This window comes from Micromonospora sp. CNZ280 (assembly GCF_011759515.1).
In genome coordinates this window covers 1,663,685-1,688,184 of record NZ_JAAOYP010000001.1, presented here as the reverse complement: position 1 = coordinate 1,688,184, position 24,500 = coordinate 1,663,685, and the positions used below count along the sequence as shown (strand labels likewise).

General features: G+C 75.5%; 20 protein-coding genes. 13 read left to right on the top strand and 7 right to left on the bottom strand.

Annotated features, from left to right (window positions below; translation table 11 throughout):
- Nucleotides 1–8 precede the first annotated feature (8 nt).
- From FHX32_RS08015 to FHX32_RS08005, 3 genes are all read left to right on the top strand, one after another.
- The gene (locus FHX32_RS08015; protein ID WP_167180125.1) at nt 9–629 is read left to right on the top strand and encodes a TlpA disulfide reductase family protein; all 621 of its coding nucleotides are present in this window, start codon (nt 9–11) and stop codon (nt 627–629) included.
- Entirely contained in the window at nt 626–1,318 is a 693-nt protein-coding gene (locus FHX32_RS08010) for an NUDIX hydrolase (protein ID WP_167180124.1), read from the top strand. The genes FHX32_RS08015 and FHX32_RS08010 overlap by 4 nt, the downstream gene beginning before the upstream one ends.
- Nucleotides 1,319–1,381: 63 nt before the next feature.
- The gene (locus tag FHX32_RS08005; RefSeq protein ID WP_167180123.1) at nt 1,382–2,560 is read left to right on the top strand and encodes a MarP family serine protease; all 1,179 of its coding nucleotides are present in this window, start codon (nt 1,382–1,384) and stop codon (nt 2,558–2,560) included.
- 6 nt (nt 2,561–2,566) lie between these two features.
- Here the strand turns inward: FHX32_RS08005 and FHX32_RS08000 are convergent, their stop codons facing one another.
- The 3 genes from FHX32_RS08000 to eccCa all read right to left on the bottom strand — a co-directional run bounded on the left by FHX32_RS08000 (nt 2,567) and on the right by eccCa (nt 8,738).
- Nucleotides 2,567–3,310 carry a phosphatase PAP2 family protein gene (locus FHX32_RS08000; protein WP_167180122.1) on the bottom strand — a complete coding sequence of 248 codons (744 nt, stop codon included), beginning with the start codon at nt 3,308–3,310 and terminating at the stop codon, nt 2,567–2,569.
- A gap of 74 nt (nt 3,311–3,384) precedes the next feature.
- Nucleotides 3,385–4,584 (bottom strand): type VII secretion-associated serine protease mycosin, encoded by a 1,200-nt coding sequence (gene mycP, locus FHX32_RS07995; RefSeq protein WP_486481086.1) that lies wholly within the window; start codon nt 4,582–4,584, stop codon nt 3,385–3,387.
- A gap of 221 nt (nt 4,585–4,805) precedes the next feature.
- Entirely contained in the window at nt 4,806–8,738 is a 3,933-nt protein-coding gene (eccCa, locus tag FHX32_RS07990) for a type VII secretion protein EccCa (protein ID WP_167180121.1), read from the bottom strand.
- A 102-nt stretch (nt 8,739–8,840) separates the two neighbouring features.
- On the opposite strand from eccCa, the gene eccD reads away from it, so the two are divergent.
- Nucleotides 8,841–10,241, top strand: a complete 1,401-nt coding sequence (eccD, locus tag FHX32_RS07985) for a type VII secretion integral membrane protein EccD (RefSeq protein WP_167180120.1) — start codon at nt 8,841–8,843, stop codon at nt 10,239–10,241.
- 35 nt (nt 10,242–10,276) lie between these two features.
- On the opposite strand, the gene FHX32_RS07980 is transcribed toward eccD, so the two are convergent.
- Complete coding sequence (locus FHX32_RS07980; RefSeq protein WP_088996432.1) at nt 10,277–10,783, bottom strand: inorganic diphosphatase; 507 nt, start codon at nt 10,781–10,783, stop codon at nt 10,277–10,279.
- A gap of 582 nt (nt 10,784–11,365) precedes the next feature.
- Between FHX32_RS07980 and dacB the strand changes: the two genes are divergently transcribed.
- The 5 genes from dacB to FHX32_RS07955 all read left to right on the top strand — a co-directional run bounded on the left by dacB (nt 11,366) and on the right by FHX32_RS07955 (nt 15,801).
- The gene (gene dacB / locus FHX32_RS07975) at nt 11,366–12,832 is read left to right on the top strand and encodes a D-alanyl-D-alanine carboxypeptidase/D-alanyl-D-alanine endopeptidase (protein WP_486481085.1); all 1,467 of its coding nucleotides are present in this window, start codon (nt 11,366–11,368) and stop codon (nt 12,830–12,832) included.
- Nucleotides 12,833–12,983: 151 nt separating this feature from the next.
- Nucleotides 12,984–14,054, top strand: coding sequence for a zinc-dependent metalloprotease (locus tag FHX32_RS07970; protein ID WP_167180118.1), 1,071 nt, complete (start codon nt 12,984–12,986; stop codon nt 14,052–14,054).
- A 10-nt stretch (nt 14,055–14,064) separates the two neighbouring features.
- A complete protein-coding gene (gene tilS / locus FHX32_RS07965) occupies nt 14,065–15,054 on the top strand; it encodes a tRNA lysidine(34) synthetase TilS (protein ID WP_167180117.1) in 990 nt (329 codons plus the stop codon).
- 190 nt (nt 15,055–15,244) lie between these two features.
- Nucleotides 15,245–15,616, top strand: a complete 372-nt coding sequence (locus FHX32_RS07960) for a gamma-glutamyltransferase (protein WP_208417999.1) — start codon at nt 15,245–15,247, stop codon at nt 15,614–15,616.
- On the top strand, nt 15,526–15,801 hold the full coding sequence (locus FHX32_RS07955; RefSeq protein ID WP_167182397.1) for a gamma-glutamyltransferase: 276 nt from the start codon (nt 15,526–15,528) through the stop codon (nt 15,799–15,801). The genes FHX32_RS07960 and FHX32_RS07955 overlap by 91 nt, the downstream gene beginning before the upstream one ends.
- 188 nt (nt 15,802–15,989) lie before the next feature.
- Here FHX32_RS07955 and FHX32_RS07950 read toward each other — a convergent pair whose 3' ends face one another.
- Complete coding sequence (locus FHX32_RS07950) at nt 15,990–16,952, bottom strand: helix-turn-helix domain-containing protein (protein ID WP_167180116.1); 963 nt, start codon at nt 16,950–16,952, stop codon at nt 15,990–15,992.
- 150 nt (nt 16,953–17,102) lie between these two features.
- On the opposite strand from FHX32_RS07950, the gene FHX32_RS07945 reads away from it, so the two are divergent.
- The 4 genes from FHX32_RS07945 (at nt 17,103) to folE (ending at nt 21,053) form a co-directional block, all read left to right on the top strand.
- On the top strand, nt 17,103–17,240 hold the full coding sequence (locus FHX32_RS07945; RefSeq protein WP_208417997.1) for a hypothetical protein: 138 nt from the start codon (nt 17,103–17,105) through the stop codon (nt 17,238–17,240).
- A 100-nt stretch (nt 17,241–17,340) separates the two neighbouring features.
- Nucleotides 17,341–17,916 carry a hypoxanthine phosphoribosyltransferase gene (hpt, locus tag FHX32_RS07940; protein WP_088996427.1) on the top strand — a complete coding sequence of 192 codons (576 nt, stop codon included), beginning with the start codon at nt 17,341–17,343 and terminating at the stop codon, nt 17,914–17,916.
- Between the two features lie 429 nt (nt 17,917–18,345).
- Entirely contained in the window at nt 18,346–20,358 is a 2,013-nt protein-coding gene (ftsH, locus tag FHX32_RS07935) for an ATP-dependent zinc metalloprotease FtsH (protein WP_167180115.1), read from the top strand.
- A gap of 35 nt (nt 20,359–20,393) precedes the next feature.
- A complete protein-coding gene (folE, locus tag FHX32_RS07930; protein WP_167182391.1) occupies nt 20,394–21,053 on the top strand; it encodes a GTP cyclohydrolase I FolE in 660 nt (219 codons plus the stop codon).
- A gap of 15 nt (nt 21,054–21,068) precedes the next feature.
- Here folE and FHX32_RS07925 read toward each other — a convergent pair whose 3' ends face one another.
- Nucleotides 21,069–21,806: a hypothetical protein gene (locus tag FHX32_RS07925; protein ID WP_486480956.1), complete on the bottom strand. Its 738-nt coding sequence runs from the start codon at nt 21,804–21,806 to the stop codon at nt 21,069–21,071.
- Nucleotides 21,803–24,382 carry an FtsK/SpoIIIE domain-containing protein gene (locus tag FHX32_RS07920; protein ID WP_167180114.1) on the bottom strand — a complete coding sequence of 860 codons (2,580 nt, stop codon included), beginning with the start codon at nt 24,380–24,382 and terminating at the stop codon, nt 21,803–21,805. The genes FHX32_RS07925 and FHX32_RS07920 overlap by 4 nt, the downstream gene beginning before the upstream one ends.
- Between the last annotated feature and the right edge of the window lie 118 nt (nt 24,383–24,500).

Sequence of the window (24,500 nt, the reverse complement as noted above, 5' to 3'; positions counted from 1 at the left end):
GTGTGCAGATGAAGCGGCGGTTCGCTGCCCTGCTCGTCCCGCTGCTGCTGGCGGTCGCGGGCTGCACCGGCACCACCGGGCAGGAGGAGGCGCCTACCCGGCAGGGGGCGGCCGCCAGCCGGCCGTCGCCGTTCCAGGACTGCGCCGCGCTGACCGCCGCCCCGGGCGCCACCGGCGCGCCGACCGGGTCGCCGGCCGGCGGGGGCGACCCGCTGCCCGAGCTGACCTTGAACTGCTTCACCGGCGGCGCCCCGGTCGCCCTCCGGGACGTCCGCGGCCCGGCCGTGGTCAACGTCTGGGCCTCCTGGTGCGCGCCCTGCCGTACCGAGCTGCCCGCCTTCCAGCGGCTCAGCGAGCGGGCCGGCGGGCAGCTCCGGGTGCTCGGGGTGAACAGCCGCGACAGCCGCGCCGGGGCGCAGTCCATCGGCGAGGACTTCGGCGTCCGCTTCCCCGTCCTGGTCGACCAGGGTGAGGCGCTGCAACGGGCGCTGGGCCGCAACGCCATCCCGCTCACCCTCTTCGTCGACGGGCAGGGCCGGGTGCGGCACGTGGACGCGTCCGGCGCGCTGGACGATGCCCGCCTCGCCGCGCTGGTCCGGCAGCACCTGGGCCTGGCGGTGCCGGCGTGAACCGGCGGCCACCGGCCTGGATCGAGCCGCTGCTGCACCGGCTCGGCACCGCCCGTACCGAGGACTTCACCCGGCTGGCCACCCCGGACGACGGCGGCCGGGAGAGCGCGGTGCTGGTGCTGCTCGGCGAGGAGCCCGGCACCGGCCCGGACGTGCTGATCCTGCAGCGGGCCGCCACCCTGCGCAATCACGCCGGTCAGCCGGCCTTTCCGGGCGGCGCGGCCGACCCGGAGGACGCCGACGCCCCGGCCACCGCGCTGCGCGAGGCGAACGAGGAGGTCGGCCTCGACCCGGCCAGCGTCACTGTGCTTGCCGAGCTGCCCCGGCTCTGGATCCCGGTCAGCGACTTCGTGGTCACCCCGGTGCTCGCCTGGTGGCACGCGCCGCACCCGGTGCATCCCCGGGAACCGGCCGAGGTGGCGCACGTGGCCCGGCTGCCGGTCGCCGAGCTGGTCGACCCGGAGAACCGGATGCGGGTACGGCACCCGAGCGGTTGGATCGGGCCGGCGTTCTCCGCCCGGGGCATGCTGGTCTGGGGATTCACCGCGGGGGTGCTGGACGCCCTGCTGACGATGGGCGGCTGGGCGCGACCGTGGCCGCGCGGCAGGGTGGTCGACCTACCGCCCACCGCCGCCACCCCGGCGCCCTCGGCCGGCACCGACGAGGTGGACGAGAGCGCCGTGCGCTGATCCGGCGGTCACCTTCCGCAAGCGATGGTCATCCCGGGAGCGCTCTGCCCGTACGCTTGACCCGTGTCCGCCGTGGATCTCGTACTGCTGCTGCTCATGCTCGTGTTCGCGATCAGCGGATACCGCCAGGGGTTCGTCATCGGCCTGCTGTCGTTCTCCGGCTTCTTCCTGGGCGCCCTGGTCGGCCTCCAGATCGGGCCGCTGCTGGCCGAGCAGTTCGTGGACAGCGGCACCCGGGTGCTGATCGCCCTGGTGGCGGTCTTCGGGCTGGCCGTGATCGGCCAGGCGCTCGCCGGCTGGCTCGGCTCCCACCTGCGCAAGACGATCACCAGTGACGTGGGCAAGCAGGTCGACGACATCGGCGGCGCGTTCGTCTCGATCTTCGCGGTGCTGCTGGTCGCCTGGCTGGTCGCGGTGCCGCTCGGGTCGTCCTCGCTGCCCTGGCTGGCGGCCTCGGTGAAGAACAGCGCGCTGCTCACCGTGGTCGACCGGGTGCTGCCGGACCGGGCGCAACAGCTTTCCACCGCGCTGCGCGACACGGTGGACACCAACGGCTTCCCGGACGTCTTCGAAGGGCTGGGGCGTACCCAGGCCCGGCAGGTCTCGCCGCCCGATCCGGCGCTCGCCGGCTCCCAGGTGGTGGTCAACGGCCAGCGCTCGGTGGTGAAGGTGCTCGGCTCCGCGCCGAGCTGCTCGCGCCGGATCGAGGGCTCCGGGTTCGTCTACGCCGACGACCGGGTGATGACCAACGCGCACGTGGTGGCGGGCACCCGCTCGGTGGCGGTGGAGCTGAACGGCGACCGGTACGACGGTGAGGTGGTCGTCTACGACCCGGACCGGGACCTCGCCGTGCTCTACGTGCCGGGGCTGCCCGGCCCGTCGATGCGGTTCGCCGCCGGCAACGCGGGCAGCGGCGCGGACGCCATCGTGCTCGGTTTCCCGCTCGACGGGCCGTACAACGCGCAGTCGGCCCGGGTACGCGACGTCGACCGGATCACTGGGCCGGACATCTACTCCGCCGGCGACGTGACCCGGGAGATCTACACCATCCGGGCGCTGGTCCGCAGCGGCAACTCCGGCGGGCCGCTGGTCTCCGCCAACGGGCTGGTGCTCGGGGTGATCTTCGCGGCGGCCGCCGACGACCCGAACACCGGCTTCGCGGTGACCGCCGCCGAGGCCCGTCCGGTCGCGCTGGCCGGCGCGGAGCGCACCCGCGGCGTCGCCACCGGCAAGTGCACCTGAGCCGGCTCAGGGGTGCGGCGCGGCGGGTGGGGTCTGGTGGTGCCAGACGGTGAAGGCGGCGGATGTCGCGGCGACCACGGCCGTGCCGAGCAGCCAGCCGGCCAGCACGTCGCTGGTCCAGTGCACGCCGAGGGCCACCCGGCTGAACCCGGTCACCCCGGCCAGCAGCATCCCGGCCACCCACACCGCCCACCGGGCGGACCGCTCCCGCGCGTACGGCAGGAAGACGACCAGCAGGATCCCGGCCGCCAGCGCGGCGTTCAGCGCGTGACCGGACGGGAAGGCGAGTCCGGCGGCCCGCGCCACCGGCTCGGGCAGGTCCGGCCGGGCCCGTCCGAAGAGCAGCTTGAGCAGCGGGCTTAGCAGCCCGCCCACCAGCATGGTGACGGCCACCCAGACCGCGAGTTGCCGGGCGCCGCGCCGGACCAGCCAGATCACCAGCGCCAGCGCGCCGACCCGCAGCGGCATCGGCGCGAACACGTCGGTCCACAGGCTCATCAGGCGGATCCAGGCCGGATGGTCGACGGCGAAGCCGTGCAGCGCGCCGGCCACCGTGGTGTCCACCTCGCGCAGCGGCGGCCAGCCGGCCAGCACCAGGAGCGCGAGCAGGGCGAACGGCACCAGCAGCAGGAACGCCGCGGCGACGGCGAGGGTCAGCCGGAGGCCGCGCGAGTCGTCCGGGTGCAGCCGGCGGCGCCGCCACGACGGCCGCGTCGGCGTCGGGAGGGTGCGCTGGCCTGGTGAGGTCATGGCATCCGTTCTACCCAGCCCGGGGCGGGCTCAGGCGTTCCGCCGCCGACCGGGCGGCGGCCGGAGCGGGCAGGTCAGCGACTGCCCCACTGCCGGAACCGGCGCACCATCAGCGCCGCGCCGGTGAGCAGGGCGACGAAGAGCGCGGCGCCGGTCCAGAGCCGCTCGGGGGTGGAGTCGTGCTCGGCGCCGGCCGGCCGGGCCGTCCACTGGCTCTGCTGGCGGGGCGCGGTCCAGCCGCCCAGCGGGTCCGCGCCGGCGCCGGCCGGTTCGGCCTCGGCCGAACCGGGTGCCGGGCCGAACCCGACCACGCCCGGCGAGGTCTGGTCGTCCAGCGGGTTGCGGCCCACCGGGCTCACCTCGGCGTCCAGCGCCGCGACCGGGTCGACCAGGCCGTAGCCGAAACGGTCGTCCCGCCCGGTGGGGCCGATGTCGCGGGCGGTGGCCAGCAGCCGGTTTACCACGTCGCCGGCGGACATCTGCGGGTAGCGGGCCCGCACCAGCGCGGCGGTGGCGGCCACCAGGGGCGCGGCGAAGCTGGTGCCCTGCACCCGCCAGTACCCGTCGCCGGGGCGGGCGCCCACCAGCCCGGTGGCCGGGGCGGTGAGTACGGTGGCGCGCCCGGTGATCGCGCCGGACCAGAGGTTCTTGCTGTCCTTCTCCAGCCCGGACACCGCGATCACGCCCGGCTCCCGGGCCGGGTACCAGACCTTCGAGTTGGTGGAGGTGGCCAGGTTGCCGGTGCAGGCGACCACCACCACGTCCCGGGCGAAGGCGTAGTCGAGCGCCGCGGCCAGTGCCGGGCTGTCGCCACTGCCGCCGAGCGACAGGTTGATGACGCGGGCCCCGTTGTCGACGGCCCAGCGCACGCCCTTGGCGACGATCAGCGCGTCGTCGTAGCGGTTCTCGTCGTCCAGCACGCGGACCGGAAGGATCTTGGCGTCCGGGGCGAGGCCGACCACGCCCCGGTTGTCGTCGTTGCGCCCGGCGATCAGCCCGGCCACCGTGGTGCCGTGGCCGACCGGATCCGGGTCGCCGCCGAGCGGGGCGACCAGGTCGTGGCCGGGCAGCACCTGGCCGGCCAGGTCGGGGTGGCTGGCGTCCACACCGGAGTCGATGACCGCGACGATGACTCCGCGCCCGGTCGAGCTTCGCCAGGCGGTCTTCGCCCCCAGCTCGTCGAGCTGCCACTGCTCGTCGCGCACCTGGTCGGGGCGGGTCTGGCTGTCCGGCACCGGTGCGGCCAGGGGGAAGGCAGCCGAGGCGGGCGCGATCGGCCGGGCGGCGGCCGCGGCTTCGGCGGGCGGCACCGGACCGGCGAGCGGCACGGCCAGGGCCGCGACAGCGAGCAGCGCCCGACCGGCGATCCGTCGCGCCGTCGGCGGACAGCTCTGCCGCACCCTGGTCACATTCTCAGCCGTTCCTCGGTTCGGAAAGACGACGATCGGAGATTACCGGTTCCACCCCCTCTTCCGCGGCCATCCGACGACACCTGTCACGGTGGCGGCAGGTGGGCCAGTTGCACGAGGCGTACGCCCTCGCGTCGGGTCACCAGCCGGCCGCGCCCGGGTGGCAACGGCCCGGGCCGGACCGAACCGACCAGCGCGCCCTCGTCCGGGCTGCCGGACATCACCAGCCCGGCGGTGGAGAGCTCCCGCAACCGCTGCGCGATCGGCTCGTACTGCGCCCGGCCGGCACCACCGGAGCGGCGGGCGAGTACCAGGTGCAGCCCGACGTCCCGGGCGTGCGGCAGGTGCTCCTCCAGCGCCCGCAGCGGGTTGGCCGGCCCGCTGGCGACCAGGTCGTAGTCGTCCACCAGCACGAACAGCTCCGGGCCGGACCACCACGACCGCTCCCGCAACTGGGCCGGGGTGATCTCCGGACCGGGGAGCCGGGCCTGCAGGTAGCCGGCGGCCGACTCGATCAGGTCGGCGGTGTGCGCGGCGGCGGTGCCGTAGCCGATCAGGTGCGGCGTCTCGATCGCGCCGAGCAGGCTGCGCCGGTAGTCGACCAGGATCACCCGGGCCTGCTCCGGGGTGAACCGGGTGACGATCGAGGTGGCCAGCGCGCGCAGGAACGACGACTTGCCGCACTCGGCGTCGCCGAAGACCACGAAGTGCGGCTCGGTCGCGAAGTCCAGCACCACCGGGCGCAGGTCCGCCTCGGCCACTCCGACCGGGAAGCGCAGGCCGGTCGTCGCGGCCAGGTCCAGGTCGGCGTACGGGAGCACCGGCGGGAGCAGCCGGACCGGGGGCGCGGCCGGGCCGGGCCAGCCGGCGGCCACCCGCTTGACCAGGTCGGGGGTGTCCGTACCGGCGGTGAGCTGCGGCAGCGCGGTGAGGAAGTGCAGGCTCTCCGCGGTGACGCCCCGGCCGGGGCTCTTCTCCGGCACGTTCGCCGCGGCCCGCCGGGCCAGCAGCGAGTCGGCCGGGTCGCCGAGGCGCAGCTCCAGCCGGGAACCGAAGAGGTCCCGGATGGCCGGTCGGAAGTCCAGCCAGCGCAGCGCGGTCGCCACCACGTGCACCCCGTAGGACAGCCCGCGGGTGGCCAGGTCGGTGATCAGCGGCTCCAGGTCGTCGTACTCGCCGCGCAGGGTGGCCCAGCCGTCAACCACCAGGAAGACGTCGCCGAACGGGTCGGCGGTCGGCTGACCGGTGCCGGCCGCCGCGGCGCGGCGCTGCCGCCAGGCCGCCATCGACTCCACGCCCAGCTCCGCGAAGCGGCGTTCCCGCTCCACCAGCAGGGTGGCGATCTCGCCGACCGTACGCCGGACGGCCGTCGGGTCGGCGCGCCCGGCGACGCCGCCGACGTGCGGCAGGTCGCGGAGCGTGCCCAGCCCGCCGCCGCCGAAGTCGAGGCCGTAGACCTGCACCTCGGCCGGGGTGTGGGTGAGCGCCAGCGCGCAGATCAGCGTGCGCAGCGCGGTCGACTTGCCGCTCTGCGGCGCACCGACCACCGCCACGTGCCCGGCGGCCCCGTCCAGCGCCAGCCAGAGCAGGTCGCGCCGCTGCTCGAACGGCTTGTCCACCACGGCCACCGGCACCTGGAGCGCGCCGTGCAGCTCCGGGTTGCCGACGGTGAGCCCGCGCGCCGGGTCGACGGTGGCCGGGCCGAGCAGCTCGTCCAGCGCCGGCGGGCGGCCCAGCGGCGGGAGCCAGACCTGGTGCGCCGGCGGGCCCTGCCCGGCCAGCCGGCCGACCAGCAGGTCGAGCAGGGTTTCCAAGCCGTCCTCCTCGACGGCGGGCGGGGCCGCCGGCGGTTCGGGCGCCGGCAGGTAGTGGGTGGAGAACGCCAGCAGGCGGGGGGCGCCGTAGCCGCCGGCGCCGGTGACGACGGCTCTGCGCACCGCCCCGGAGACGTACGCGGCCTTGAACCGGACCAGCGGTTCGGTGCCGAAGCGCAGGTAGCCGTGGCCGGGCGAGCGGGGCAGCTCGTGCGCGTCCGGCACCCCGAGCACCGTCCGGGACTCCAGCGCGGAGAAGGTCCGCAGCCCGATCCGGTACGACAGGTGGGTGTCGAGTCCCCGTAGTCGCCCCTCCTCCAACCGCTGGCTCGCCAGCAGCAGGTGTACGCCGAGCGACCGGCCCAGCCGGCCGATCTGCACGAACAGGTCGATGAAGTCGGGCTTGGCCGAGAGCAGCTCGGAGAACTCGTCGCAGATCAGCAGCAGCGAGGGCAGCGGGGCGAGCGGGGTGCCGGCGGCCCGGGCCCGCTCGTAGTCGCGCAGGCTGGCGAAGTTGCCGGCCCGGCGGAGCAACTCCTGGCGGCGGACCAGCTCGCCGTTGATCGCGTCGACCATCCGGTCGACCAGCGGCAGCGCGTCGGCCAGGTTGGTGATCACCGCGGCGGTGTGCGGCAGCCGGTCGAAGGAGGCGAAGGTCGCCCCGCCCTTGAAGTCGACCAGGACGAAGTTGAGCTGCTCCGAGCTGTGCGTGGCGGCCAGCCCGAGCACCAGGGTGCGGAGCAGCTCGGACTTGCCGGAGCCGGTGGCCCCGATCAGCAGGCCGTGCGGGCCCATCCCGTCCTGGGCGGACTCCTTGAGGTCGAGTTCGATCGCGCCACCGTCGGTGCCCACCCCGATCGGCACCCGCAGCCGCTCGCGCGCCGAGCGGGGTGCCCAACCCTGCTCGGCGGTGAAGCTCTCCGGGTCGCCGAGCCCGAGCAGTTCGGGCAGTCCGGGCTCGGCGCCGGGCGGAGCGTCCGGACCGCCGCGCGGGGCGCTGGCCAGCCGCAGCGGCGCCAGCCGGCGGGCGACCGCCTCGGCGTCGGCCGGCGCCAGCCGGTCGGCGGTGCCCACCTCGACGTGGCCGTCCGCCGAGTGCGAGTGCAGCCGGTCGTCGCGCAGTTCGAGCAGCAGCGTGAACCGGTCCAGCAGGCGGGGCGGCGCGGTGCCCAGGTCGATGACGGTCACCGCGTCGATGCCGCCGTCGCCGGTCAGCTCGGTGGCCCCGGTGAGGTCGCCGCCGTCGAGCACCACCACCACGTGCGGCCCGTCGGTGGCCGGCCCGGCCGGGCTGAACCGGGACCGGCTGGCCAGCACGTCGTCGAGCAGCCGTTCCAGCTCGGCGGCGGCGCTGGTGACCAGCCGTACCGGGCCGAGCGCGTCGGTGCGGACGGGGTGGTGGGTGTGTGGCAGCCACTTGACCCACTCCCAGGCGGCCCGCCGTTCCGGCCCGGCGCAGACCGCGACGAGCAGCTCGTCGGGGGCGTGGAAGACGGCCAGCTGGGTGAGCATCGCGCGGGCCAGCGCCCGGCCGTCGGCGGTCGGGGTGGCCTTGACGTACACCCGGGCGAAGCTGCGCAGCGACAGCGCCACCGGCAGGTCGGGCACCACCGAGTACGCGTCCAGGAAGCGGCGCAGCGCGCCCGCGGTCATCGGCTCCAGCTCCTCCAGCGGCCGGGTGACCGGCGGCACCAGCGGGGTGGCCAGGGTCTGCGGCCCGACCGCGACCCGGACCACCGCGAAGTCCGGGTCGGCGGGTCGGCGTTCCCAGACCCGGTGGCTCTCCACCGTCGACCAGAGCCGGCCCGGGTCCGGGTGCCGGTAGTAGAGCCCGGCGCGCTGCTGGCCGGCGGTCTGCCGGACCCGGCGCCGCAGCGCGGTCAGGTGCCGCAGGTACTCCCGGCGGGCGGCCATCATCTCCGACTTCTTCGGGGTGCCGGCGGCGCTGCCCCAGGAGGTCACCAGCATGGCCAGCGAGGAGAGGCCGAACATGCCGCCTACCACGTACGAGTAGGCCCCGCCGCCGCGGCCGAACATCATCGCCATGGCCACCGTGCCGCCGAGCATCGGCAGCACCATCAGCAGCTGCTGCCAGCGCCCGCCGGCGACCGGGGGGATCTCCGGCGGCGCCTCCACCGGCAGCTCGCCGACCGGGATCTCCGGCGCCGGACGGCGGGGTGGCCGCTTGATGACGACAGTGGACACCCGACCCTCCTGACTGCGCACGGTGACCCGAGCCTGGCTCATGGTAGGTAAAGTCCTGTCGTCCGCGCAGCCACCAACCCCGCTCGATATGGAGACAGATCGATGACGATCGGGCTCGCCCGGGTCACCATCAGCGCCCCGCAGCGGCGGGTGGACGTCGCGCTGCCCGAGCAGGTTCCCCTGGCCGAGCTGCTGCCGGAGGTGCTGCGGCACGCCGGCGAGGGGCTGGCCGACGACGGGGAACGGCACGGCGGCTGGGTGTTGCGGCGTACCGACGGGGCGGTGCTGGCGACCGCGCAGGCGCTGCTGCCGCAGGGCGTCCGGGACGGCGAGGTGCTGCACCTGGTGCCGGCCCGGGCCGAGTGGCCCGAGCTGGAGTACGACGACGTGGTGGAGGCGATCGCGGACGGCGCCCGGCGGCGGGGCGGCGCCTGGTCGCCCGATGCCACCCGAGCCGCCGTGCTGGCCGGGGCGGCGGTGCCGCTGGCGGTGGGGCTGCTCGCCGTGCTCGGCGGTGGCCCGGCGGGCGGGGCCGGCTGGCCCGTGGCGGCCGTGGTGGCGCTGCTGCTCACTCTGGCCGGCACCGTGGCGTCCCGGGCGAACGGGGACGGTCCGGTCGGGGCCACCCTGGGCGGCTACGCGCTGCCGTACGCGGCGGCGGCCGGCGCCCTCGCCGTCAGCTCCGGCGACCCGGTCGGCCCGCTCGCCCCGGTGCGCTGGCTGGGCGCGCCGGAACTGCTGGCCGGCTCGGTGGCACTGCTGCTGGTGTCGGTGCTCGGGCTGGTCGGCATCGCCACCCGGCTGCGGGTCTTCGTGGCCGGCGCCGTGGTGGGGGCGGGCGGTGCGCTGGCCGCGCTCGGCGGGCTGCTGCTCGACCCGGCCGGCACCGCCGCCGTGCTGCTCTGCGTCCTGGTCTTGGCCGTCGGGGCGGTTCCGCTGCTGGCCATCCGGCTGGGCAAGGTGCCGCTGCCGCCGATCACCCTGCCCACCGCCGCGCCCGGCGACGCGGACCGGGCCCGGGACCTGCCCGACCGGGGCCGGGTCTATGCGGCGGTGGCCCGCACCGAGGAGATGCTGACCGGCATGCTGCTCGGGCACGCGGTGCTGGCGGCGGCCGCCGCGCTGGTGCTCGGAGTGGCGGGTGCGACCGCCGGTCGGGTGCTGGTCGCGGTCGCCGGGGCGGTGCTGCTGCTACGCTCTCGGCTCTTCGTGGCGCTGCGGCACCGGGTGCCGACGGTGGTCGCCGGCCTCGCCGGGTACGCCGTGCTGGGCGCCGTGCTCGTCGCGCGGTCCGGGCCGGCGGGCCGGCTGCTGCTGGTCGCCGGTGGCCTGGCCCTGGCCCTGCTCGCCGTGGCGGCGGGCAGCACGTACACCCGCCGGCCGGTCTCGCCGTACCTCGGCCGGCTCGCCGACCTGACCGACACCGCGCTGGTGGTCTCCGTGGTGCCGGTCGCCTGCGCGGTGCTCGACCTGTACGAACGGGCCCGGGGGCTGCTCGGCTGAGCGGCCCCCGGGCCCCGGTTCGACGTCGTGGTGGGTCAGTGCCCGGCCTCGCCGCGCTCCGCGGCCTCCTTGGCGCGCTGGTACGACGCCCGGATCTCGGCCTCGGCCTCGGTCCGCCCGACCCAGGTGGCGCCTTCGACCGACTTGCCCGGTTCGAGGTCCTTGTACACCTCGAAGAAGTGCTGGATCTCCAGCCGGTCGAACTCACCGAGGTGGTGGATGTCGCGCAGGTGCTCCTGGCGCGGGTCCTCGTAGGGGACGCAGAGGACCTTGTCGTCGCCGCCCTTCTCGTCCGTCATCCGGAACATGCCGATGGTGCGGCAGCGGATCAGGCAGCCGGGGAAGGTCGGCTCGGGGACCAGCACCAGCGCGTCCAGCGGGTCGCCGTCCTCGCCGAGGGTGCCCTCGATGAAGCCGTAGTCCGCCGGGTACTGGGTCGACGTGAAGAGGGTGCGGTCCAGCCGGATCCGGCCGGTCGCGTGGTCGACCTCGTACTTGTTGCGGTGACCCTTCGGGATCTCAACCGTCACGTCGAAATCCATCTGCACGCTCCCTCGTTTGCCCACGCTGGCTAACGGAAACCACCGGCGCCGACCGGTCGGGGTGAATGCCCACCCGCCGGCTCCGGCCACCGCATAGTGTTCGGACCGAAGTAGTGTCACCCAGACCGAATTTCGTGGGGGGAGGAGGGGGTCGTGGGGAGGGAAGATTCACACTACCGCTCGGAGTCAGGTGCTGGACGTGGTACGGGCGGATCTGCTTCCGGCCCCGCCACCGGCCGGTTCCGGGTACCCGACGCGCACCCGCAGCAGCCACCCGTCGACCCCGCCGGGTACCGCGCGGAGCGGCCCGCGCCCCCGCCCTGGCGGCCCGGCCCCGACGCGCCGCCCGCCGGCTCCGCGCCCGTGCCCCCGCACCCGGGCGGTTCCGGTACGCCCGGCGGCCGCCCGCTGAACGCCGGCGCCTTCGGTACGGCCAGTGCGCCGCCGCCGCACGCCGCCGGCTCGGCGCGCGTGCCCGCGCATGCCTCCGGCTCGGCCAGCGTGCCGCCGCCCCCGGATCTCTTCGGCCCGCCGGCCACCGCTGCCTCCGTGCCCGGGTCGCCGCCGCCCGCCGGTGCGCCGCTGTCCGCCGCCGTACCCCCCGCGCCGCCCCGGCGCCGGCGGCTGCTGCCGTTCGTGCTCGCCACCGTGCTGCTGCTCGCGCTCGCCGCCGGGGTGGTCGGGGTCCGTCCCGGCCCGGTGGCGGGCTGGTTCGGCGACGACAAGGGCGGCGGCCCGGCGAGCGCCCAGCCGGCCGAGCCGCCGCCCGTGCCGGTGCTGGCCGGCGCGGACGCGAACGCCCCGGTGCCCTCTCCGGAGGGGGTCTCCGCCGCGCTCGGCCCGCTGGTCGACGCCGCCGCGCTCGGTGACCGGGTCAACGTCTCGGTGGCCGACGTGGCCACCGGCCAGCCGCTCTTCGGCGCCCACGAGGACGACGGCACCGTGCCCGCCTCGGTCACCAAGCTGGTCACCGCGGTGACCGTGCTCGCCGCGCGCGGCCCCGGCCACCGCATCCCCACCCGGGCGGTGGCCGGCGCGAGCCCGGGCGAGGTGGTGATCGTCGGCGGTGGCGACCCGACCCTGGCGGTGGACAAGAAGGGCTTCTACCCCGGTGCGGCCCGGCTGGACGACCTGGCCGCCCAGGTGAAGGCGGCGCTCGGCGGCACCGCGCCGAGCAAGGTGACCGTCGACTCCTCGCTCTACTCCGGGCCGGTCCACGAGCCCGGCTGGGACGACGACATCCCGACCGGCGGCTACGGCGGCGCGATCACCGCGCTGATGACCGACGGCGCCCGCAAGGACGTGCCGCGGGCCAAGCGGGACCATGACGCCGGCAACCACGGCGCCGAGCGGGTGTCGCAGCCCGACCTGGCCGCCGGCCGCGCCTTCGCCCGGCTGCTCGGCGTGCCCACCGACGCGGTCAGCCGCGGCAAGGCGCCGGCTCCCGACGCCGACGCCACCGCCGGCGCGCCCGGCAGCGAACTGGGCAAGGTGGAGTCGCTGCCGATGGTCCGGCTGGTCGACATCATGATCAGCGACAGCGACAACATCGTCGCCGAGGCGCTGGCCCGCCAGGTCGCGCTGGCCCGGAACCAGCCCGCCTCGTTCACCGGCGCCGCCGCCGCGATGGACGCCGTGGCGGGCGAGCTGGGCCTGCCCGCCGACGAGCTCTCCCTCGCCGACGGCAGTGGGTTGTCCCGGACCAACCGGATCAGCCCATCGCTGCTCACCGACCTGATTACGCTCGCCGGCAACGGCAGCCGTCCCGAGTTGGCCGCGGTCTTCGGCGGCCTGCCGGTCGCCGGCTGGTCCGGCACGCTGGGCGAGCGGTACGCGGCGGACGGCACCCGGTCCGGTGCGGGCGTGGTCCGGGCCAAGACCGGCACGCTGACCAAGGTGCACGCGATCGCCGGGCTGGTCACCACCGCCGACGGGCGGCTGCTCACCTTCGCCGTGCTCACCGACGCGGTGCCGCCGGACGGGATGGAGTCCGCCCGGGTGGCGCTGGACCGGATCGGCGCCGCGCTGGCCGGCTGCGGTTGCCGCTGACGCCAGCCGGCCCGGGCGGTCGGACCCTCGCCCGACGTCGAGCGGCGTCGACGCCGTCGGGCCCGCCAGGCGCGCGCCCAGCGGGCGCGACCGGCGTCGGTCGCCGTCGCGAGCCCGGGCCGGGGTGTTCCGGCGCGGGTACGGTGGGTGCATGGCGCAGTTCGTGGACTGGGATCTGGCCGCCGCGACCGCGGGGGCTCTGGGCAAGTCGGGCCCCCGGGTGTCGTACGCGGAGGCCACCGACGTGGTCGCCGACCTGCGGCGGCTGACCGAGGAGGCGGCCGGGCACGTCGCCGACCACACCGGCCTGCGCCCACAGGTGTCCCACCCGCCGGTGCGGGTGGTCGACCGGCGGGACTGGGCGGCGACCAACATCGCCGGGCTGCGCGAGGTGATCAGCCCCCTGGTCAGCCGGCTCTCCGGCGACAAGCAGCCCGGCCCGCTGACCGAGGCGATCGGCTCCCGGTTGACCGGCGTGCAGGCCGGCACCGTGCTGGCCTACCTCTCCGGCCGGGTGCTCGGCCAGTACGAGGTCTTCTCCGCCGATCCGGGGCAGCTGCTGCTGGTCGCGCCGAACATCGTCGAGGTGGAGCGCAAGCTCGGCGCCGACCCGCGCGACTTCCGGCTCTGGGTCTGCCTGCACGAGGTGACCCACCGCACCCAGTTCACCGCCGTGCCGTGGATGCGGGCGTACTTCCTGGGCGAGGTGCAGGCGTTCGTCGACGCCTCGGCCGGCGGCGGCGAGCACCTGCTGGAGCGGCTGCGCCGGGGCGTGGCCACGCTCGCCGAGGCGGTCCGCGACCCGGAGAGCCGCACCAGCGTGCTGGACCTCGTCCAGACGCCGGCCCAGCGGGCCGTGCTGGACCGGCTCACCGCGCTGATGACCCTGCTCGAGGGGCACGCGGAGTTCGTGATGGACGGGGTCGGCCCGCAGGTGATCCCGAGCGTCGAGCGGATCCGGGCGGCGTTCAACCGGCGCCGCGAGTCCGGCAACCCGTTGGAGAAGGCGATCCGCCGGCTGCTCGGCGTCGACGTCAAGATGCGCCAGTACGCCGAGGGTCGCAAGTTCGTGCACGGCGTGGTGGAGCGGGTCGGGATGGCCGGCTTCAACAAGGTCTTCGACTCGCCGCTCACCCTGCCCCGGCTGGAGGAGCTCGGCGACCCGGACGCCTGGGTGGCGCGGGTGCACGGGCCGGTTGGCCCGGTGCCGGTCGTCGGCTGACCGTCCGGCCGTGGCCGCGCTCGCCCCGCCGGTCGCCGCGATCCGGGTCGCGGTACGTCGCGCGCTGGCCGACCTGCCGCCCGGGCCGGTGCTGGTCGCCTGCTCCGGCGGCGCGGACTCGCTCGCGCTGGCCGCGGCCACCGTCTTCGTGGCCCCCCGGCTGGGCCGGTCGGCCGGCCTGGTGACCGTCGACCACGGCCTGCAGGCCGGCTCGGCGGAGCGGGCCGAGACGGTGGCGACCTGGGCGGCTGCCGCCGGGTTCGCCCCGGTGGAGGCGGTCCGGGTCGAGGTGGCCGGCCGCCCCGGCGGGCCCGAGGCGGCCGCCCGGGAGGCCCGCTACCAGGCCTTGGCCGAGGTGGCCCGGCGGCACCGGGCGGCGGCGGTGCTGACCGGGCACACCCGGGACGACCAGGCGGAAACGGTGCTGCTCGCGCTCGCCCGGGGTGCCGGCCCGCGCGGGCTGGCCGGGATGCCGGCCCGGCGGGACCTGGCCGGGGTGCCGCTGCTGCGCCCGCTGCTGGAGGTGAGCCGGGAGCAGACCCGCAAGGCGTGCGCGGTGCTCGGGCTGACGCCCTGGGAGGACCCGCACAACGCGGACCCCTCGTACGCCCGCGCCCGGGTCCGGGCCGACGTGCTGCCGGCGCTGGTGCGGGCACTCGGGCCGGGGGTGCTGGAGAACCTGGCCCGGACCGCCCGGCTGGTGGCGGCGGACAACGCCGCGCTGGACGACCTGGCCGCGACCGCGCTCGCCGGGGTCCGCCATCCGGCCGGCGGGCTGTCGGTCGCAGCGCTCGCCGACCTGGCCCCCGCGGTGCGCGGCCGGGTGCTGCACGCCTGGGCCCGCGAGCTGGGCGCCCCGCCGGCCGCGCTGTCGCACCGGCACGTGACCGCCCTGGACATGCTGGTCACCGGCTGGCGCGGGCAGGGCGCCGCGCACCTGCCCGGCGGCCTGCGGGTGATCCGCCGCGACGGCCGGCTGACCCGCATCGGCGCGGCCTGACCGACGGGCGGGCGGCCGGGTCGGTGACCGGCGAGGGGCACCGGCACTGCGGATCGGCGGTCGTCGAGGGGCGCGGGCGCCACCGGAAGGCGGTAGACATGGCGCATGGCGTACCCCCGACAGCCGCTCTACGCCCCGCACGGCGCGGTGGCCCACCAGCCACCCCCTGGCCGCCGCGGCCGGCCTGGCCGTGCTGCGCCGCGGCGGCACCGCGGTCGACGCGGCGCTGGCCACCGCGACCACCCTGACCGTGGTGCAACCCCCGTCCAACGACATCGGCGGTGACCTGTTCGCCCTGGTCTGGGACGGCGAGCGGCTGCACGGCCTGAACGCCTCCGGCCGGTCGCCCGGGGCGCTGACCCTGGCGGCGGTACGCGCCGCGACCGGCGGCCGGGGCGCGGCACCGGTGCCCTGCGCCGGATCGCCGAGACCGGGGCCGAGGACTTCTACCGGGGTGCGACGGCCGAGGCGCTGGCCCGGCACGCCGCCCGGACCGGCGGGCTGCTCACCGGCGACGACCTGGCCGGGCACACCTCCAGCTGGGTCGACCCGGTGCCGGTGAGCTACCGGGGCCACCAGGTGTGGGAGCTGCCGCCGAACGGGCAGGGCCTGGCCGCGCTGCTCGCGCTCGGGGTGCTGGACGGGCTGGAGTTGGCCGACGTTCCGCTCGCGGACCGCCTGCACCGGCAGATCGAGGCGGTCAAGCTCGGCTTCGCCGACGCGCACGCGCCGACGCCGACGGCATGATGGTCAGCCTCATCCAGTCGACCTACCTGGCGTTCGGTTCGCACGTGGTGTTGCCCGGGCACGGCAGCCGCAGGGGCACGTCCAGCTCGTCTCGGCCACCCTCGACGTCTGGCGGACGGCCGACGGCGGCTACGTGGCCGGGTCGGAGTCCCGGGTCGACGGCGCCATGGGGGGCTTCTGACCGTCGCTCAGCCGGCGTGGGCGCGGTCGCGGAAGGTGGTGCGGTAGCTGTGCGGGGTGGCGCCCACCCGGCGGGCGAAGTGGTGCCGTAGCGCGGCGGCGTCACCGAAGCCGGACCGGCCGGCCACGTCCTCCACGCTCAGCCGGGTCTCCTCCAGCAGCCGCCGGGCCAGCAGCACCCGCTGGTTGGTCAACCAGTCGTGCGGGGTGGTGCCGGTTTCGGCGCGGAACCGGCGGGCGAAGGTACGCGGGGCCATGCCGGCCCGGGCGGCGATCTCGTCGACCGTCACCGGCCGGTCCAGGTGCCCCATCAGCCACTCCAGCACCGGCTCCAGGGTGGGCGCCTCGGGCGCCTTGGGGATCGGCGCCTCGACGTACTGCGACTGCCCGCCGTCGCGGTGTGGCGGGACGACCATCCGGCGGGCCAGCCGGGTGGCCGTGGCCGAGCCGTGTTCCTGGCGTACCAGGTGCAGGCAGGCGTCGATGCCGGCCGCGGTGCCGGCGCTGGTGAGCAGCCGGCCGTCCTGGACGTAGAGCGAGTTGCACTGGACCCGGGCGGCCGGGTGCCGGCGTTGCAGCTCGTCGACGTATCTCCAGTGGGTGGTGCAGTCGCGACCGTCGAGCAGGCCGGCCTCGCCGAGCAGGAACGCCCCCGAGCAGACGCTGAGCAAATAGGCGCCCCGGTCGGCGGCCCGGCGCAGCGCGTCGAGCACCGCCGGTGGCGCGTTCGTGCCGTGCCGGTGGGCGGGTACGGCGACCAGGTCGGCCTCGCCGACCGGACCCAGGTCGGCGTGCGGCACCAGCTGGAAGCCGGAGGCGGTGGAGACCGCCGCGCCGTCCGGGCTGCACACCTGGAAGCGGTAGTCGGGGAAGCCGTCGGCCGTGCGGTCGGTGCCGAAGACCTCGGCCAGGACGCCCAGCTCGAAGGCGGCGACCCCGTCGAGGGCGAGGACGGCGACCGTACGCAGCATGTGACGAGGGTAACCCTGGAGGTGGCAGGAAATCGAGCCTGCATGGCATTCCTGCCACTGTCTGGCCGGGAGGGACAGGCGGAGACTAGGTGCAGTCCGGTGCGCACCGGCGGCGAAACCGACAGCAAACGTGTGAAAGCGAGCGCCGCCATGGAGTTCCTGTTCTTCCTGCTCTTCCTCGTCCTCCTCGCCGTCGCCTCGGCGGCCGGCCTGACCGCCGACAGCCGGGACTCGGCCGACTGGAAGCCCACCGACAACGGTCGCCGGTGGCGGTCCGGTACCTGCTGAGGTGATTGGTCAACTTCGCGGCAAAAATCCTGGGCGGGACTGCGCCAAAAGGGGCGGCCCCGCCGACGGGGGCCGTCCGGCGTACGGCAGGCTAGGGGTCATGGCTGACGGCTCCTGGTACGACGCCGACATCGACCACGTGATCATCTCCGAGGCGCAGATCCGCGAGAAGACCGCGGAACTGGCCAAGCAGGTTTCGGCGGACTACGCCCACGTCGAGGACGGGCTCCTGCTCGTCTGCGTGCTCAAGGGCGCGGTCATGTTCATGGCCGACTTCGCCCGGGCGCTGGGCCGACAGGGGCCCCCCGCCGAACTCGACTTCATGGCCATCTCCTCGTACGGCCAGGGCACCACCTCCTCCGGGGTGGTCCGCATCCTCAAGGACCTGGACCGGGACATCGCCGGCCGGCACGTGGTCGTGGTCGAGGACATCGTCGACTCCGGGCTGACCCTCTCCTGGCTGCTGCGCTACCTGGAGTCGCGCTCCGCGGCGAGCGTCGAGGTGGTGGCGCTGTTCCGCAAGCCGGACGCGGTCAAGGTGCCGGTCCCGGTGAAGTACGTCGGCTTCGACATCCCGACCGAGTTCGTCGTCGGCTACGGCCTCGACTTCGCCGAGCGCTACCGCGAGCTGCCCTACGTCGGCGTGCTCAAGCCGGAGGTCTACGCCCGCTCCTGAGGGCGGCTCGTATCGGCGCGCGTCGAGCGGACGTTCAGCGGACTCCCAGCCGATCCGACTACCGTGGATGCCGGTGGCGCGGAGGCAGCTCCGCTCCCGGCCCCTCGACCGCGTGACCGGGCGAGCGGGGTGGCCGGGTCGGACTCCCCGCCACGCCGGCCATCGCCCGGGCTCCGCTGGGTGTGGGAGACGGGCTGGCGGACCCGCCGCGGGGTGCTTCGTCGATCTCGTTGGGGCGCGACTGCGGGGCTCGCAAGCTCACTTCTCGCGCGCACGGTGTACCGTCGAATGACCGCGGCGCGGCAGATTAGCGCCTCGGGGTCGCGGCCGGCCCGCACGGCGGCCCGGCGCCGCCCCAGGCGGCGACACCATTCAGACGGTCAGGACGTCGATCAGGAGGATGCGGGCGTCTCGGCGCTCGACAACAGCATGGAACGTACGCGTTTCTTCCGCCGACCGGTGGTCTGGATCATCCTGGTCATCCTCGGCGCCGTTGTGCTCAGCCAACTCTTCACGGCTGGTCCCAGCTACCACCGGGTGGACACGTCGGTGGCGCTCGACCAGCTCCACACCGCCAAGATCAACAAGGCGGTCTTCCAGGACAAGGAGCAGACGCTCCAGCTCGAACTGGCCGAGAAGGCCAAGTTCGGCGACACCACGACCGACCGGATCGAGGCCCAGTTCCCGTACGAGGTCGGCGACCAGGTCTGGAACGAGGTCCTGGACGCCAAGGCGAACAACCGGATCACCGGCCCGGCCGACACCAAGGTGTCGTCGGACAGCATCTGGGTCAGCCTGCTGGTCAACCTCCTGCCCATCGCGCTGCTCGTGCTCCTGCTGCTCTTCTTCATGTCGCAGATGCAGGGCGGCGGCTCCCGGGTGCTCAACTTCGGCAAGTCCAAGGCCAAGATGATCACCAAGGACACGCCGAAGACCACGTTCGCGGACGTGGCGGGCGCCGAGGAGGCCGTGGAGGAGCTGCACGAGATCAAGGACTTCCTGCAGAACCCGGCCAAGTACCAGGCGCTGGGTGCCAAGATCCCGAAGGGCGTGCTGCTCTTCGGCCCGCCTGGTACCGGTAAGACGCTGCTGGCCCGCGCGGTCGCCGGCGAGGCCGGGGTGCCGTTCTACTCGATCTCCGGCTCCGACTTCGTGGAGATGTTCGTCGGTGTCGGCGCCAGCCGGGTCCGTGACCTCTTCGAGCAGGCCAAGGCGAACGCCCCGGCGATCGTCTTCGTCGACGAGATCGACGCCGTCGGCCGGCACCGCGGCGCCGGCATGGGTGGCGGCCACGACGAGCGCGAGCAGACCCTCAACCAGCTGCTCGTCGAGATGGACGGCTTCGACACCAAGGGCGGTGTCATCCTGATCGCCGCCACCAACCGGCCGGACATCCTCGACCCGGCGCTGCTGCGCCCGGGCCGGTTCGACCGGCAGATCCCGGTGGACGCCCCCGACATGGAGGGTCGCAAGGCGATCCTGCGGGTGCACGCCAAGGGCAAGCCGTTCACCCCGGACGTCGACCTCGACTCGGTGGCGCGGCGGACCCCGGGCTTCAGCGGCGCCGACCTGGCCAACGTGATCAACGAGGCAGCGCTGCTCACCGCCCGCAAGGACCAGCGGGCGATCACCAACGACTCTCTGGAGGAGTCGATCGACCGGGTGATCGCTGGTCCGCAGCGGCGGACCCGGGTGATGAGCGACCAGGAGAAGAAGATCACCGCGTACCACGAGGGTGGGCACGCGCTGGTCGCCTGGGCGCTGCCGCACGCCGCGCCGGTGCACAAGGTGACGATCCTGTCCCGCGGGCGCTCGCTGGGCCACACCCTGGTGCTGCCCACCGAGGACAAGTACACCCAGACCCGCGCGGAGATGGTCGACACGCTGGCCTACGCGCTGGGTGGCCGGGCCGCCGAGGAGCTGGTCTTCCACGAGCCGACCACCGGCGCCGGCAACGACATCGAGAAGGCCACCCAGCTGGCCCGCGCGATGATCACCCAGTACGGCATGAGCTCCAAGCTCGGTGCGATCAAGTACGGCACCAGCGGCGACGAGCCGTTCCTCGGCCGCAACATGGGCCACGAGCGGGACTACTCCGACGCCGTCGCCGCCGAGATCGACGCCGAGATGCGGGCGCTGATCGAACTGGCCCACGACGAGGCCTGGGAGATCCTGGTGGAGTACCGGGACGTGCTGGACAACATCGTCCTGGAGCTGATGGAGAAGGAGACCCTCTCCACCGCCGACATGGCCCGGATCTGCGCCCGGGTGGCCAAGCGGCCGCCGATGGCGCCGTACAACGGCTTCGGCAAGCGCCAGCCCTCCACCGAGCCGCCGGTGCTCACCCCGGCCGAGAAGGAGGCGCTCAAGGTGCAGGCCCAGGCCGACGGCGCCGAGGCGACGGTCGGCGGCACCTCGAACAACTCGGACGGTACGCACTGAGCACCGACCCGGCGGCCAGCCCCCATGACCGGGGGCTGGCCGCGTCCGCGACCGAGCCCGACGACGCCCTCGACTACGTCGCCGCCCGACTGATCAGTGGCAAGCTCACCGGCCGGCCGGTCGAAGACACCATGGACCTCGGCCGGATCGAGAAGGCGGTCCGGGAGATCCTGATCGCGGTCGGGGAGGACCCGGACCGCGACGGCCTCCAGCAGACCCCGGCCCGGGTCGCCCGCGCGTACGCGGAACTCTTCGCCGGCCTCCGGGTCGACCCGGCCCAGGTGCTCAGCACCACCTTCGAGGCCAACCACGAGGAACTGGTGCTGGTCCGGGACATCGACGTGATGAGCCTCTGCGAGCACCACCTGCTGCCGTTCCGCGGCAGCGCGCACATCGGCTACATCCCCGGGCCGGACGGCCGGATCACCGGCCTGTCCAAGCTGGCTCGGCTGGTCGAGGTCTTCGCCCGCCGGCCCCAGGTGCAGGAGCGGCTCACTTCGCAGATCGCCGACCTGCTGATGAGCAAGCTGGAGCCGCGCGGCGTCGTGGTCGTGCTCGAGTGCGAGCACATGTGCATGGCGATGCGGGGCATCCAGAAGTCCGGCGCCCAGACAATAACCTCGGCGGTACGCGGCACCCTGCAGCACGACGCGAAGTCCCGCGCCGAGGCGATGGCCCTGATCATCCCCCGCTGACCCGGGCCGGCCGGCTCAGCCGGCGAGGAGCGCGAGCAGCAGCCCGGCGGTGACCAGCACCGCCGGGACCAGGCAGACCAGCGCGCCGAGCCGGGTCGTCCGATCCGCCCGCCGGCCCGGCCGGGCCGGGAAGAGTCGCCCGGTGCCGATCCACCCGGCCGCGAACGCCACCGCCGGCATCGGCAGCCCGCAGATCAGCGCCGCGACGCTCGCCGGACCGGGCCCGGTCGCGAGGTAGACCACCACCTGGATCACCGGCACCAGCAGCGCCAGCGGCGCGTACACCAGCAGGTTGCGCAGCGGCGCCGGCCAGCCGGCCGGACTGACCCGGCCACGCGCGGCCAGCGCCGCGTCCGCGGCCTCCGCCCGGTCGTGCGCGGCGCGCAGCCCGGCCAGCACCGCCGCCGGACCACCCGCCATCGACCGGGCCGCCTCGGTCAGCTCCGGCGGCGTGGGCACCAGCGAGATCGGGGGTACGCCCAACTCCCGCAGCCGCGCCTCCTGCGGCGCCAGCCGGGTACGTACCGCGGTCAGCTCCTCGCGCGCGGCCTGCACCGACCGGGCCTGCTCGCCGGCCGCGGTGACCGCGTCCCGCCGTACCCCGTCCAGTTGCCGGGCCGCGGCCAGGTATTCGGTCCAGGCTGCCGACACCGGGTCGCCGCCGGCCGGGTGCGCCGGTATCCGTCCGCCGTCGCGCTGCCGCCCGGGAGCGGCGGCGGCCACCGCCCGGCCGCCCGCCTCGCCGCCGCTCATGGCCGAGGCCCCGGCGAGCTGTGCCGCATGATTCGCTCGCTCATGCCCACTCCCTCCGGGGCGAACGGGACCAGCACGGTGCCCCGCTCGCCCGGTCCGTCCCAGAGCACCGCCCGACCCGGCCGGGGCCGCCAGTCGACCGGGCGACCGAAGACCGCCGCCAGCTGGGTTCCGGGCACGTCCACCGCGGCGACCGCGGCGAGCTTGTCCACCTCGCCGTCCGCCGGCTCCAGCAGGGCCGCGAACGGCGGCACGGTGCGCCACCAGCCGAGCACGTGCAGGCCCGCCGGCGGGCCCTCGCGCAGCAGGGCCCGGAGCCGGGCGGCGGGCAGCCGCTCCCCGGCCTCCACTCCGAAGACGACCAGGTAGGCCGGCTCGCCGGCATCCGCGACGGCGAGCAGGCCGGGCAGGTCGACCCGCTCGACCGGATGCCGGGCAGCCAGCTCGGCGGCCAGCGCGTCGATGGCCGGGGCCGCGTCGTCCGCCGCCAGCACGAACCGCGCGGCACCCGGCGGATGGTGGGCGGCGGTGCTGCGGGCCGCGGTGGCCAGCAGCCCGGCCGCCTCCGCCCCCGGCCCGAGGACCGCCAGGTTACGGCCCGCGGCCGGCCCCAGGGGCACCGCCACCGTGGTGCGGGCGACGTCCACCGCCCGGCCGAGCAGGGCCGCGGGGCCGTGCGCCCGACCGGCCAGCGCCGCACGATGGCGGGGATCGTTGCGCAACCGCGGGCGGGCGTAGCCGGCGAAGACGACCGGCGGCCCCGACCCCTCCGGCCGGGCCGACCAGAGCCGGTGGCGCAGTCGCTCCACGGTCTCCGGGTCGTCCTGCGGATCGGGGAAGCGGACCATGCGTTCGTGCCCCCGGATCGCGCCCCGCGGGCCACCCAGCCCGCCGGCGGTGTTCACCACGGCGCTGCCCGCCGGCAGTCCCGCCGCCGAGTCGTTGGTCGGTTCCAACACCGCGCCACCGCCGGGCAGCGCCACCCGCACCGGGAACTGCCCGAGCATCGAGTCGCGGTGACCGCCGTCGGCGCGGGAGCCCAGCCCGAGGTCGCCCTCGCCGGCGAGGACCAGGTGGATACCGTACGACCGGCCACCCCGCGCCAGCGTCTCCAGCCGGGCGGCGGCGTCCATCGCCAACCGGTCCCGCTCGGCGAAGAGCAGCGGGAGATTGTCCAGCACGCAGACGATCCGGGGCAGCGGTTGGTGCTGCCGCAGCTCGGCGTAGCGCTGGCCGCCGGCCCGGTGCCCGGCCTCCTCGCGGCGGTGCAGCTCCGCGGTCAACTGGTCGAGCAGGTCCAGCACGTACTCCCGGTCGGCGGCCAGGGCGGCGGCCCGGACCTGCGGGATCCAGGACCGGTCCCGCTCGGTCTGGAGGAACTCCACGAAGGACTCGCCGTCGCCGAGATCCACCAGGTGCAGCGCCAACTCGTCCGGGCCGTACCGGGCGGCCAGGCCGAGCAGGGCGGTGGTGAGGAAGGTGGAGCGGCCCGTCCCGGACCGGCCGCTGACCAGCCAGTGCGGGGTCAGCTCGGTGAAGCCGAGGGGGACCGGCCGGCCGCCCGCATCGCCCACCGTGGTGCTGAGCCCGTCGGCCGAACCGGCCGTCCACAGCTCGGCGTCGTCCGTGGGCAGCAGGTCGCCAAGGGACAGCCGGGAGCCCGCCTCCACCTGCTCGGCGAGCCGTCGGCAGACCGCGTCGACGAGATCGGCGGGCGGTTCCGCCTCGACGAAGACCGGCGAGTTCAAGCCGCCCGGCGGCTCCGCGCCGGGACCGGCGAACGAGGTCCCCGGCGGGTCGCCGAGCAGCGCGTACGCCGTGCGCATCGCCAGCGGGGTGGCCAGCGGCAGCGCGTCGCGGCCGGGCCGCGGCCAGCCGGCGACCAGCAGGTGCAGCCCGGCCGGCGGGCCCTGCTCGGCCAGCGCCGCGACCCGGGCCAGGTCGGTCGGGCCGGTGGACTCCGGCAACGCGGCGACCACCAGCAGCAGCGTCCGGTCGTGCCGGCGGCGCCCGCTCGTGCCCGGTGCCACCCACTGCTCGGCCTCGTTCAGCACCGCCCGCAAACCGGCCACGTCCGCCACCGGCGGCGGCAGCAGGCCGGCGTCGGCCAGCGCCGCGAACGGCGCCAGCGTGCCACCCGCCGCGTCCACCACGCGGACCAGCAGCGCACCGGCCGGGGTCGCCGCCAACAGCCGCAGCAGTACGGCCCGGAGCAACCCGGCCACCCGGGGCTCGTACGCGTCGACGTCCACCGTGAGATGGCCGGTGCCGAGCAGCGGCACCAGCGCGGGGAAGCGGGCGTCGTCCAGGGGCGCCGCGGTTCCGACCCGGACGAACGGCGGCGGGCCCTCGCCGGCCGGCGTGGTCGGGGCGAGCGTCTCCAGTGGAGCACCGGCCCAGCCGGGGGCCAGCACCGCCGCCGCGCTCCGCAGCCGCTCGGCCAGCTCGTACTGGCGGCGCTGGTCGGCCGGGGCGGGTCGGGTCTCGTCGAGGGCGACAGCGGCGGCGGTCGCGGTGGCGGCGGCCCGCCGGTGCAGAGCGGCGGCGCGGTTGGTACGTGCCTTCGGACCGGCCACCCGTCCACCCCCTCTGCCCGAGGCTGGCAACCCCGCCAGTGACGGTATCCCAGGTGCAGCCGCTCCTTGCGGATGCGCGACGGCGCTGCGCCGGTGTTGTCGTGGATCTCACCGGTGG